This is a genomic window from Deltaproteobacteria bacterium, assembly GCA_029860075.1.
Taxonomy (GTDB): domain Bacteria; phylum Desulfobacterota; class JADFVX01; order JADFVX01; family JADFVX01; genus JAOUBX01.
Genome location: JAOUBX010000110.1, coordinates 1 through 12,328 on the forward strand (window position 1 = coordinate 1; position 12,328 = coordinate 12,328).

General features: G+C 40.3%; 11 protein-coding genes. 9 read left to right on the forward strand and 2 right to left on the reverse strand.

Annotated features, from left to right (window positions below; translation table 11 throughout):
- The first annotated feature begins 243 nt into the window (after positions 1–243).
- From OEV42_20060 to OEV42_20090, 7 genes are all read left to right on the forward strand, one after another.
- Entirely contained in the window at positions 244–795 is a 552-nt protein-coding gene (locus OEV42_20060) for a hypothetical protein (protein MDH3976565.1), read from the forward strand.
- 241 nt (positions 796–1,036) lie between these two features.
- The gene (locus OEV42_20065; GenBank protein ID MDH3976566.1) at positions 1,037–1,882 is read left to right on the forward strand and encodes an AbiV family abortive infection protein; all 846 of its coding nucleotides are present in this window, start codon (positions 1,037–1,039) and stop codon (positions 1,880–1,882) included.
- A 98-nt stretch (positions 1,883–1,980) separates the two neighbouring features.
- Positions 1,981–2,214 (forward strand): hypothetical protein, encoded by a 234-nt coding sequence (locus OEV42_20070; protein ID MDH3976567.1) that lies wholly within the window; start codon positions 1,981–1,983, stop codon positions 2,212–2,214.
- A 499-nt stretch (positions 2,215–2,713) separates the two neighbouring features.
- Entirely contained in the window at positions 2,714–3,058 is a 345-nt protein-coding gene (locus OEV42_20075) for a DUF3024 domain-containing protein (protein ID MDH3976568.1), read from the forward strand.
- A gap of 41 nt (positions 3,059–3,099) precedes the next feature.
- Positions 3,100–3,423: a hypothetical protein gene (locus OEV42_20080; GenBank protein MDH3976569.1), complete on the forward strand. Its 324-nt coding sequence runs from the start codon at positions 3,100–3,102 to the stop codon at positions 3,421–3,423.
- Between the two features lie 28 nt (positions 3,424–3,451).
- Positions 3,452–3,655, forward strand: coding sequence for a hypothetical protein (locus OEV42_20085; GenBank protein ID MDH3976570.1), 204 nt, complete (start codon positions 3,452–3,454; stop codon positions 3,653–3,655).
- Between the two features lie 241 nt (positions 3,656–3,896).
- On the forward strand, positions 3,897–5,846 hold the full coding sequence (locus OEV42_20090) for a hypothetical protein (GenBank protein MDH3976571.1): 1,950 nt from the start codon (positions 3,897–3,899) through the stop codon (positions 5,844–5,846).
- Positions 5,847–5,956: 110 nt separating this feature from the next.
- Here the strand turns inward: OEV42_20090 and OEV42_20095 are convergent, their stop codons facing one another.
- Positions 5,957–6,709: a hypothetical protein gene (locus tag OEV42_20095; protein ID MDH3976572.1), complete on the reverse strand. Its 753-nt coding sequence runs from the start codon at positions 6,707–6,709 to the stop codon at positions 5,957–5,959.
- Positions 6,710–7,824: 1,115 nt separating this feature from the next.
- Between OEV42_20095 and OEV42_20100 the strand changes: the two genes are divergently transcribed.
- Both OEV42_20100 and OEV42_20105 read left to right on the forward strand, forming a co-directional pair.
- Positions 7,825–8,454 (forward strand): L,D-transpeptidase family protein, encoded by a 630-nt coding sequence (locus OEV42_20100; protein ID MDH3976573.1) that lies wholly within the window; start codon positions 7,825–7,827, stop codon positions 8,452–8,454.
- A gap of 45 nt (positions 8,455–8,499) precedes the next feature.
- On the forward strand, positions 8,500–11,487 hold the full coding sequence (locus tag OEV42_20105; protein MDH3976574.1) for a DUF3857 domain-containing protein: 2,988 nt from the start codon (positions 8,500–8,502) through the stop codon (positions 11,485–11,487).
- Positions 11,488–11,714: 227 nt separating this feature from the next.
- On the opposite strand, the gene OEV42_20110 is transcribed toward OEV42_20105, so the two are convergent.
- Positions 11,715–12,170 carry a hypothetical protein gene (locus OEV42_20110; GenBank protein ID MDH3976575.1) on the reverse strand — a complete coding sequence of 152 codons (456 nt, stop codon included), beginning with the start codon at positions 12,168–12,170 and terminating at the stop codon, positions 11,715–11,717.
- Positions 12,171–12,328 lie beyond the last annotated feature (158 nt).

Genomic DNA, 12,328 nt, shown 5'->3' on the forward strand with positions numbered 1-12,328 from the left:
CACAATATGAAAAAGATTTACCACTTTGGTATGGCGGGAACTTAAAAAGAAGAAAAGACAGGAAAAGAACCGTCATAAAAGCTGAAATGACCTCCATAAAACACATGTAAAAGGTCAAAGCAATTGACAAACTGACTATAGAATGTAATCTTTAACAAAACTTTGAAAAATCTCTTCCTCTCTCGATAAACCTCCCTTGTCAAAACAGTTTTTCTACAGACTCGTTAGCATTCAAATACAAATATGAAACAGCATAAAACTCAGAGAGAGCATCAAGTAAATACACCTCTTGGTACGCTCTCATTTTGTGCTGATGTAGAACAAGGAGAGCTTGGCTCAAGCACAATTTCTTCTCAAAACATAAAACCGTCATTGCCAGGTGGTATGAGTGTTGAAAACTGTGTTGCAGTAATATTTAAGTGCAAATCACTAACAAAATTATATAAAGTTAATTTCTCGTGTGCATGGGTCGATTTCAACGAAAATGGTTATGGTGCATCCGGTGAAGGATTGGAGGCATGGGAATGGGAGGCTTCGAATAAGCTCGTATTAATAGGCACAGAAGATAATGATTGGGCAAGTCAAAGAATTAAATTAAAGGAAGTGTCGCCTGAAAGTTATTCTGTTTCAATGAGCAATAATCGGATTTCAATTGAAATTGATTCATTTCCAACAAATCAACAACTTACGCTTCACTATGTGGTTTCATGGAATTCAGCACCAGAGGAAGTAGATTGTTCTTGTTGGTATGCTGTTGATATTCCGCATGAGAAATTACTTTCTGAGTGTAAATAATGCTAACAAGCAAAATTCACACGGACAGCAAAAAGCGCCGCTGCGCTCTGCTTTTTGCTTCCGGTGATTTTGGGCGTTCAAGCTGTAGGAAAACCCCTTTTGAAGTGTTTTTTTTGGAAAAACTGCAAAAATGACAAATATTTAATTCAACAAAATCAGCATGTTAGGAAACCAAAAAAAATATATTTTCGTAAATTTTTATTAAATTTGAGTTTTCCTACAGACTCGTTAGGCGAATGAAATGAAACATCGAGCCATTAAAAATTTAATCCAGCTAAATTCAGCAGAATTTATAAAAGAAGTCTCTGTTGGGCTGGAAAAAATCTATGAAAGCTGTGAGGCTCTGCACAGATCATCTTTGACGCTAGAAAAAAATGAAGAATATCGTGGGGCTAGAATTATAGAATCTGTGGCTAAGGAAGAAGCTGCAAAATTCTTGATACTAATTGATGCTATTAGATGTCCAAAGAAACAACAAAAGCTATTATCTAGACAGCTTGATAAATTCAACGAGCATTTAGCCAAAGGGATATACGCTAAAATGTGTAGTTGGCGACCTGATACATATGTTTCTCTGTCAAGATACATTGATCGAGAACTTGAAGAATTTTACTTGGATGGCCCAGAGGGAGTCGAATGGATATTTAGGAACTCCATAATTTCAAATAGAGAAGAATCCATGTATGTGGACTACGTTCAATATGAAGAAGATAGCCACACTTGGTTAACGCCAAAAAGGTTTGAAGACATAGGAATTGGAATATCTAGCTATAACTCTGCCGTGGAAATGGCCAAAGCTTTTTACCTAACCGGAGTGTCATCCGAAGCGTCTCTAGCACTTTTCGCTGAATATTGGCGGAATTTTGAATTTTCACCCAAGACACATTATCAAGAATTCAGGAAAGCTAATTTGGGTTCTCTTGACTTGCTGGATGAAAGAGGGTTGTTGAAGGAGGCTCCAGACTCGTGCTATTCGCTGTTGATTAACGAAATGCCCTTTCCTGTATACAAAGAGTCCATGAGAATGAACCATGTTTCAATTAATGAACTTAAAGAGGTTCAGAAAAATTGGAGTTCGGAGTGTTGATTTCGCCTAACAATTGCATTACCTTTAGGTGAATAGCTCGTTTCAGAAAGTGTAGATACTATCGGTTTAAAAAAATACACCAAAAATGAGGAAGATATATGTCGGATGTTCAAAGAGCTTTAATCATTTTCACTGGATATTCAGCAATCATTTTTTCTCTTGCATGCGTTACTGATGGCTACTTAAGAGTTAAAAATAGATTCATCATAAGCTATATATTTTGCATTATATTAATTATTATGGTTGCATCAATGCTTAATATCTCCTATAGCTTTATTGTTCTAATTTCAATTATTGCCAGCTTGGGGGCAATTGCAAGAATGCCAACTTAAAAAAGAACAAAATATATACACAAAAAAAGACTGGATCAAAGGTTAACCCAGCGGAGGAGGGACTTGCTAATAGTAGTGTTGAATCGAGTTTCATGCTTTCTAAAACTTTTATTACGGTACAAAGGCTTTGCCATTAAAACGCAACCCCCTCAGCTGTATCGTTCCAGCTGGGCAGGGTGTGCAGGTTTCTTCTGCCCACGTGGAACTTAACTTGAGCTTTTGTGGAGAACCATGAAATTGATTCAGTGTAGGCAGAAATGACTTGCCCACCCGCTAAACTGATTAATAAAGATTTTACCACCCCCAGCCCCTCCTAACATAGGAGGGGAGTTTGGGTGGCTTGTTGAATTGATTGATAAATGCCTTGCTCTCTGGTTGTCCGGGGTCTGGCAAGCTAAGTAATTGAAAGTAAAAGATAAAGGCCAGAGAAAATGGCTAAATCGAGACTTAAAAGCCCCTTTTAAGGGTCAAAAAGAGCCTTTTAAGAAAGGAAATATAAATGGCGCTAAGCGAACTGGAACAACAAAGGGTTGAAAAGATAGTTGGTGCGTATTGCCGTGAAAAGATACCGCCGCACGTTCGGGATAAGATAAAGGTCTTTTACACTATTCGTGGTAGCGATGTAAAGGTTGTAGAATCCCGCCCTCACTGGCAGGGTAAGGGAGAATGGACGGAGATGGAAATTGCCCGCATTAAATATGATGCTTCGGCGCTTACCTGGCAGCTCTACTGGAAACGGGCCAATGGAAGATGGATAAAGTATCCCGATTTCAAGCCTGTCTCTGATCTTAAAAAAATCGTTAATGAAATTGAGGCCGATCCCCACTATGTCTTCTGGGGATAAATAATTGTGGTAATTGTGGCTGAAAAAGGAATTCTTTCAAAATGGAATATAACTGGTCGAAGAAGGAAAAAAAGATAGCCCGACAGGCTTTCGACAGGGCCTATGAGAGGGAGATGAGGCACCTGGCGGAGAAGGTACGCAAAATGCTGGACGATAACGAAGATGCCAGGGCTGTCTGGCGTATCCTGGATATGCTGCGGGAAGAGGCCAGGGAGACCGATTTCAAGTACGATTACCGGTACTCAGTTCTTATCCTCATCTTCGCCCGTTTATTAAGGGAAGGCTGGCTGATGCTTGAAGATCTGGAAGGGATCAGCGAAGAAAAGATAGAAAAGATCAGGGAAGTTGCTAATATCAAATTTTAATAGATCATAAGGCAGCGACCATCAAAACATGAACATAATCAAAGCAGACTTTTCAAACCCAAAGCACTCGGAAGTTATAATAAATCTCTTGAATGAATATGCCCTTCATCCTATGGGTGGCGGCATGATCAAGAAGTCTCTGGCTGCCTTCATGATGATAAAAACAGCTCAAGGCTACCAGATTCTGCCGGATATCCTATCCTGTTTTGACGATAAACAACTCCCTGATTAGGGGCACAATTACTGTGTATCTGCAACCGTTCCGTTTTCCTCCTAACGCTATCAATTCATCATTATTTTTTCTGATTTTGGTTTTTATTCGTTAAAAAAGTGTCATATCGAGGCACAAAGTATGATATAAGGTTGAATATTATATCAATTATGGTACAGGACGTGGCCTTGGCTATCTTATAATAAAGATAGATTCATTCATTAACGATCATAAATATTCACATTCGGGGAGGATCATACTGATGAAGTTAAAAGATACTTTACGTTATCGCTTTGATACATTTATGGCCAAAGGTGGTGTTTCAATATTTACCAGCCTCGTTGCTGTCTTTTTAACAATATTTTTCATACTGGCGCTGTTGCGCGGCATATTGCTCAATATTTTTCCTATAGAAATGCTTCAGCATAAGCTTGATTTCTGGGGCAATATTTATATTACCTTCCTTGAGTTGACTGATCCCGGCAATATGGCCCAGGACATTGAGTCAGCGCCATGGTTTAAAGTTGTTGCTATCCTGGCAGGTCTTTCAGGGGTGATAATGTTTTCTGCTCTTATTGCGTTTATTACGACAGCGCTTGACCAAAAAATTAATGAGCTTAAACGTGGCCACTCTAAAGTTATTGAAAAAGATCATACCCTCATATTAGGTTGGAATGAACAACGTATTGTTGAGATTATCCGTGAGTTAGTTATGGCCAACGAGAGCGAAGCAGACGGCTGTGTCGTTGTTTTAGCAGACGTAGATAAAGAACAAATGGATGATGTACTTAGGCTGCATTTACCAAATACGCTAAACACACGCATAGTCACCCGAAGCGGCAATACATCCTCATTGGCTAACCTTGAAGTTGTTTCGGTCAATACATGTAAATCTATTATTATTCTGGCAACCTGCGATGATATGGCTGCTGCACAAGATAAAAGCGCGAGTGACGCCAAGGTAATACAAAGTATTTTAGCGTTAAACAATATTGCAGAAGATAAAAAAGAACTTAATATTATTGCAGAAATATACAACCATACACATCGAAGCATCATCGAAAATAACTACAAGGAAAGTGTCATCACCATAGATACAAGCGATATATTGGCGAAAGTACTGGTACAAACATCCCGGTCGGTAGGCTTATCCGTTGTATATAATGAATTACTTTCCTTTGATGGCTGTGAACTGTATTTTCATCATGACCAATGGAATGGTATCTTATTTAAAGATTTGGTATATCGTTTTCCCGATGGCGTTCCTTTGGGAATTCGTCACCATGACGGCAAATTAACACTTAATCCTGACCTTAACTACTCACTAAAAGCAGACGATGATATTTTAATCGTTGCAGATGATGATTCCACTATTGACTTTAAATCAAAAGCTGTAGCCACACCCCAAAAGCTTCATCTTGCCGACCGTCGTAATGCACAGCGTGTAGAAAAAGAACTTATACTGGGTTGGACAAATAAATCTTATACCATTCTGGAACAATATGCAGATTATGTTAAACCTGGCAGCCAAATCGATATTATGCTTAATAATCCTGCTGACATTGTGCGCAAAGAAATAAAAAAAGCGCAAGAGTCACTTGATGGCATCAATTTAACGCTTGTAGAAAAAGATAGACTAAACAGAGAAGAATTAATGTCTATGGAGCCTTTTACTTACGATAATATTATCATTTTAGCCGAAGGTGGCCAGGATGTAGATGCCCAAAAGGTTGACTCCGAAAATATTGTAACGCTGCTGCTATTGAGAGATATATTTGAAAGCCATAAAGAAGAGAGTAAAAATACCAAGTTAATTACTGAGGTATTAGATTCTCAGAATTACCCCTTGATATCTCAGGCAGGTGTAAAAGATGTGATTATCTCAAATAGATTGATAAGTATGATGTTGGCACAGGTATCAGAAAGTAGAGATATTAAGTTTGTATACGACGATATCTTTAATGAAGATGGTTCAGAAATTTACCTCAAGTCAGCAAGTTTATATTTTGATAATTTCCCGGTAGAACTGACTTTTGCCGATATGATACAAATCGCCCAGGAGAGAGGGGCAGTCTGTTTTGGCGTAAAAATAAAAGCAAATGAACAAGACAGCGATCAAAACTTCGGCATTAAATTAATCCCCGAAAAAGATGAACCTTTTACCATAAACCGGGGTGATTCATTAGTTGTTCTCGCTGAAGATGAAACGTAAAAGGGGATTTGCAAAGGTTTTCCTAGTTATAAGTTAATATGAAGAAAAGGGGACAAGCGTCCCCTTTTCTGTTTCTGCCATAAAATTCAATTTTTTCCTTTGAATGAGTGCTAGTGATGGTCACGAAGCTGCTTTGGGGCCACAATTGAAAAAGGGGCGTTCTTATCAACATTCTTTGCCTGCCTCTTTATACCGTGAGGATCATCAGGCTGGCTCGCGGCAATTTGTTGCCGTAACAGATCGATAAAACGGTTGACCTCTATAGGATCGCTATTATTCGATGTGCCTGTTAAGTCAACGGGTTTTTCATCTTTTTTTGAAGGAATTTTATATTCCCTGCCTTTTATTTGAAAAGTCGTGAAAGCTTCATGATTAATACGCTTCCCGGCAATTATATTCCCCTTGCCGTCCTCTATAAGAGCCTGTCCATACTCGTTATAGACCCGGTTATTAAATAATCTGAAACGACCTTTATCACAGCCGATGAGAGGGCATTCACTTGCACCGTTACCTTTCACAAAAATAATATCTTCATCACCGAGATCAAAATGCGGCGCTCCTCCCATCATCATGATCGTGCCGTCATCAGAAGAACCACCGAAAAAACGCAGGGTAAAACGTCCATTTGGAGCCTTGCCGTACAATACATCTTCCACTTCAAAAGTAACAAAGGTATGGGGTAAAGATTTTTGCCGGCCTTCACCCTGTGATTCCCGGTAATCAATATTAACAACCGTACCCTGCAAAACCAGATTTGCCTTACCTGCCATTTTGCCGAAATCAAAAGCCTTCTCACTGTCATAAGCCTCGGCAGGGATGGTTAGCAGAATAATTGCCAAAGTAAAAAAAATAATTTTTTTCATCAACCTTCTCCTTGATTACATCAATTTGTTAAAAGATATTTTCCATAACATTAAGAAGGTACACTATAGAGAACGTATTTCAAGTGATACAAGTTCACTTACCCCATAAATCCCCTTACGGCAAAGGTATTTAGGAGGATTGTGTTGAGTATTGCGGTTTTTAGTGATTGCGTTGCAGGAAGAGCAGGGATAGCTGAAAAAAGCTCTCTATTTCCTGTGGGAAAATAAAGGCCACCCACCCTTGCAAAAGCGGAAGCGCCCCTGATCTGAAGTTTTCTCTTTTTAAGGCAAAGGGGATATGTTATAAGTAGCAAAACAGCTTTGGTGGATTAGAAAATGGGAAGACCTGAAAGGACGAGTAATAAAAGCCCGTAACCGGAATTTAACCGGAGCGGGCTTTTTTGTTTTGAAGGTGGGCGCAATAAGCAGCAGGCATTGCCTTTGAAAATCAAAAGAAAAAGAATTAAAAGCTAATTTTAGACAGGATTAACTGGATTGACAGGATTAAGATCAAAGGGAAAAGATTTTCATGGTTTTTAAATCCCGTAAATCCTGTAAATCCCGTCAAAAGAAAAAGAATTAAAAGCTAATTTCAGACAGGATTAACTGGATTGACAGGATTAAGATCAAAAGCAAAAGCTTTTCATGTTTTAAAATCCGCTAGATCCCGTAAATTTTGTCAAAAGAAAAAGAATTAAAATCAGTATTGTTCGGTTTGAAATTTGCATCAGCAATTTCTATTTAGAATGATGCAAAAGAATTGTCATTTCGAATCGGAGGTCTCTGAGAGGTACGAGGAGAAATCCTTGTCTCGAATGAAGTGAGAGATCTTAAGGATTTCTCCCTTCACCTAATGGCACTTGTCACTTTGTTCGGGCGCGCTCGAAATGACAGGTCAGTGCAATTTCCTAAGCGGATATTGCTGAATTAAAATAGGGTTTTAGGCAGGATCAAGGGAAATTTAAATACTATTTTATGGATACTAATTTATGCTTAAAAGACTGATTGCTTACCCTTTACTAATTCTGCTTTTATTTGCTTTCTACAAATATGGAAGAAACCTGTGGTATCCTTTTTATTTAAGACTGGCAGGAAAAAAAACAGTTAGTCAAGTTATGGAAATGTATGAGAAACCTGTTGAAGTGGCCTTAAGTCCCTTGTTTGCAGCAAAAGGATTGTCTTATCCTCCTAAAAAAATGGCCCTTTTTGTAATGAAAGAGGAGCGGGTTCTGGAACTGTGGGCCAGTGATAATGAGAAAGACTTTTTTAAAGTTACCGAGTATCCCATTCTTGCATCCAGTGGAAAGTTGGGGCCTAAATTGAAAGAGGGGGACAGGCAGGTTCCTGAAGGCATTTACAAAATTATCGGCTTTAACCCAAATAGCGCATTTCATATATCAATGAAATTGAATTATCCGAATCCATTTGACTTAACTATGTCCCGAAAGGAAGGCCGAAAGAATCCGGGCTCGGATATATTTATTCATGGTAACTCAGTGTCAACAGGATGTCTTGCCATGGGTGATGATGCCATTGAAGAACTGTTCACACTTTCATATAAAACGGGAAAGAGCAATATTGAAGTCATCATATTTCCGGCAGATCCGAGAAAGGGTCCGCTGGTTCCAACAGTGGCTTCACCGGCCTGGACAGGTGAGCTTTATAAAAAGATTGAAAAGAAATTTAGATCAATTACAAATATAAAAAGCAGTTCAAAAGCAACGGGCAGAGGCAGGAGCCTATGAAGTATTCCTCTCGTAAACAAAGTTGATATTATGCCTTTAAAATTTATGTTACTTACACTTTTACTAATCATTGGTTTGCCCGGTATTGTGTCGGCGGCAGGTTCTTCAGACATGATCAAGATGCAAAAACCTGCCGGCTGGATCATTGGAAAGGAGCCGCAACTGCCTGAGCAACTGCCGGATGACGCCATTGAGGGTGGTGTTTATTACCTGTTAAGTGACAATCAAATTCGTGTGGCCGGAGGTGAAAAGACGGTGTATTTTTCACACTTTGCCGAGTTGATTGTTAATCAGCAGGGCCTGGAGAGAAGTTCACAGATTAATGTGGAGTTTGATCCGGCCTATGAATCACTGGTATTCAATTCACTGCAAATTCGCCGGGACAATAAGATTGTAAATAAACTCTCCAGCGCTAAAATTTCGGTTATCCAGCGAGAGACCGAGTTGGACAACCTGATTTACGATGGGCGCTTGACGGCTAATGTGATTCTTGATGATGTGCGGGTAGGTGATATTGTTGAGTACAGTTATACCCTGAAAGGGGATAATCCGGTATATAAGGGGCTATTTGCTTACCGTCGATATATTGAGTGGACCGTTCCTCTCCATCATCAGGTAATCAGGGTGCTATGGGGCAAAAATAATCCCCTTTACGTTACAAAACTGAATACTGATGCTGATGTGATGGAGAGAGCTTTCGATTCCTTTAGAGAATACGTGGTTGAGGTAAATGACGGCGTTCCGAAATATATCAACAGTGAGACGCCTGGCTGGTACAATCCCTTTGGCATCATTTTCTTTAGTGAGACTAATGACTGGTCTCATGTGGCTTCCTGGGCATTGCCGCTTTACGAGAAAGCCATTGGTGTTAGCGCTGACGTTGCAGCTATTGCTGATACCATTCGTCTCAGCCATGCTGATCCTGAAGAGCAAATTGTGGAGGCCCTGAAATTTGTGCAAAGTGAAGTGCGTTATCTCGGTATCGAGGTGGGAGTCAATTCACATAAGCCTGCGCCTGCCGGGCAAACTCTGCAGCGCAGATATGGCGACTGCAAAGACAAGGCCGTCCTCTTTGTTTCACTGTTGAAATATCTTGGTATCGAGGCGGCGCCGGTCCTGGTGAATAGTAAGATAACCGGGCAGTTGGCCGACTACCCACCCATGGTAAATGCTTTCAATCACGTTATGGTGAAAGTCCGGCATGATGATAACGTCTTCTGGCTGGATCCCACCAGGCAGTATCAGAAGGGGTTGCTGGCGGATATATACCAACCTGACTATCGCTATGCGCTGGTGGTAGAAAAAGGAAGCGGCGCATTAGAACGAATGAATGAAAGAGCCGGCAGCTCACAGCTGATTGTTAAGGACAGCTTTGACCTGACCAAAGGGGCCGGAAAGGAAGTCTCCTTTGAAAGCCGAAGCGAACATATTGGTTATGAGGCGGAAGCTCAGCGCTATCAGGTTGCCAGATACGGTTTGTCGGGGCTGCAAAAGAAATACCTTGAGTTCTATCGGGATTACTACTCGGCGGTGGAATCAGTTGATAAAATCAGGATTAGGGACGATGAACTTACAGGGCGCCTTTTTCTGGAAGAAAAGTACCTCATGAAAGAATTCTGGGAAACCAATAATAAAGACAGGAATTTTAAAGCCAGTTTTTTAGCCAATTCTATTCGCCCTTACCTAAGCAAACCTGACCAGGAGAGCAGGAGTTCACCTTATTCGATGAGCTACCCTAAACATGTGAAACAAACGATAGATGTTATTTTTGGTTCAGATGAATGGGCTTTTGAAAAGGAAGAATTTATTGAGGACAATCCCTATTTCTTTTACAAGTTTAATGCTCGTTATGATAAATCCAAAGGGACACTTAGCCTGAACTATGAGATTAAACTGCGAACCGACAGTATCGCCGCGCAAGATCTTGACAAATATATGGCTGCCCGGAAAAGGGTCTGGGAGAGCACTGAATACCCGATTGTGAAGTATTTTGACTCTGCTGCTGCTGAGGATGATGGTGAGGAGAATAATTTCGGCTTATGGGTGCTGATTGCTCTTATCGTTTTTTATGCCGGAGGCGCCCTCTATGTCTTGATTAATTGGTTCATTGATGCCAGAAATCAACCGGTATATAAAGATACAGTGTTCTACCCCGTATCTTTAGTCAAACTGATTGCATTATCTATTGTGACCTTTGGTGTTTATACGGTGTACTGGTTTTATAGAAACTGGCTTTATGTGAAAAAAATTGACAGCAGTTCAATAATGCCGATTGCCAGAGGTATATTCAGTATCCTCTGGTTCTACCCCTTCTATCTTCGGCTTGTCGAAGACAGTTGTCTGCGTTATGAGGAAAACAAGGTGCTGGTAAAGTCAATGGCGATTCTCTTCGCAGTGACTTATTTTATTGCCACCTTCCTGTCGGATGTAGATTATTTATTCCTGCCCGCAATGGTTGTGACAGCGCTATTGCTGCTTCCACTTGCCAACTACATCAATTATGTAAATACAGATGACAGCAGGGCCTATACATATAATTCGCGGTGGTTGCTGCGGCATACAGTCCTCTGTCTTTTATTTATACCATTGATTATTTTTATCTATGGCAGTGAATTGAATATATTACCCAGTGAGAAAGTGGTCAAAGGAAGCAGGATCTGGGGGCACCATATAAAATATATGAAGCGGAAGGGCGTCTTTCCCGCTGATGAAAATCCGGTGCTTTTTTATAGCGATGCACTATTGTTTATTCGTAATGACGGCAACGGTTTTACCGATAAACAGGTCTTCTCCTATTGGGTGGATGAGAAAAAAAGATTTAATGTGGAGAGTGAAGACTTATCCAATGTTAAAGACATCAACGTGGCTTATGCCAAGGGCTGGGATGAAGATACGACGATCACTGTTGTGAGAGAAGATGACAGCAGTTTTGTACTCTATGTTTCTCAAATCGATGGAGGTGACAAGCACTTTGTTAATGCATTGATGAAAAGGTGGAAGAAGTTGAGGGCCGATTCTCCGGGAGATCGTTAAGTCCCCTACCGCATAACAAAACAGTAAATCCTCTCCGGTTTTAAATTCTGAACGCTTCTATCTTAAAACAATTGGGACCCTTTCTTCTCCATAGGCGCCATCATGAAAGGTATCAATGTTTTTTTAAACAGCCCGGCAGCAGCTGTTTAAAAAAAGGGCCCTCAAGGAAGGGCCCTTTTCGTTGCTGAAAGAATGTTTTTCAATCTTTTAACTGCCGGTTTGCACGATTATGGACATTTGATGGGACATTTGGCTTTTTTCATTTGTCCCTTTACCATCATAGATGAATTCTCATCCTGGTAAATATAAGTGGCAAACATGGTAAAAGAGTCCAGCCTTGAATGAAAGTGTCCCTGAATATAAGGTGAGTCAACCATGTCTTCATATGAAAGCGCTATTTCATACATTTGTTTTTTCAGGCGATCTCTCTGCATTGTCCCGTGAACAGGAACACAGGCCTGATCTTCTATTCTTTGCCAAATCCCTACGGCTGATAAATGGTTCTGAGCGGGAGGCGCGTCATCATTGACTGCTAACTCAAGGGCTCCTATGGGTTTGCCGGTAGGCGCCAACAGGTCCCAGCAATAAGTGCCTGTAGGTGATCCTGAAAATACTTCCGAAAGGGTTCCCGATAAAAATAAAATAGCGACAAATGCAACTAATGATACCTGAAGTCTTTTCACTTTTTCCTCCTTAATAGTTAGATATGAATATTCATTCCTTTCTATTGCCTTTTAAGCTCGCCACCTCCTTTACTATTTGATGTGGGGGTGCGCTAACCGAGGTTGTGAGGAAATTTAAAAGTCAAGACGCCGCCCACCCCGAATTAAGCCTAGCAAAG

Bases quoted from the DNA above. Each gene is read 5' to 3' on its own strand.
- OEV42_20060 (MDH3976565.1), top strand. From the start codon at position 244: ATGAAACAGCATAAAACTCAGAGAGAGCATCAAGTAAATACACCTCTT.
- OEV42_20065 (MDH3976566.1), top strand. From the start codon at position 1,037: ATGAAACATCGAGCCATTAAAAATTTAATCCAGCTAAATTCAGCAGAA.
- OEV42_20070 (MDH3976567.1), top strand. From the start codon at position 1,981: ATGTCGGATGTTCAAAGAGCTTTAATCATTTTCACTGGATATTCAGCA.
- OEV42_20075 (MDH3976568.1), top strand. From the start codon at position 2,714: ATGGCGCTAAGCGAACTGGAACAACAAAGGGTTGAAAAGATAGTTGGT.
- OEV42_20080 (MDH3976569.1), top strand. From the start codon at position 3,100: ATGGAATATAACTGGTCGAAGAAGGAAAAAAAGATAGCCCGACAGGCT.
- OEV42_20085 (MDH3976570.1), top strand. From the start codon at position 3,452: ATGAACATAATCAAAGCAGACTTTTCAAACCCAAAGCACTCGGAAGTT.
- OEV42_20090 (MDH3976571.1), top strand. From the start codon at position 3,897: ATGAAGTTAAAAGATACTTTACGTTATCGCTTTGATACATTTATGGCC.
- OEV42_20095 (MDH3976572.1), bottom strand. From the start codon at position 6,709: ATGAAAAAAATTATTTTTTTTACTTTGGCAATTATTCTGCTAACCATC.
- OEV42_20100 (MDH3976573.1), top strand. From the start codon at position 7,825: ATGGAAATGTATGAGAAACCTGTTGAAGTGGCCTTAAGTCCCTTGTTT.
- OEV42_20105 (MDH3976574.1), top strand. From the start codon at position 8,500: ATGTTACTTACACTTTTACTAATCATTGGTTTGCCCGGTATTGTGTCG.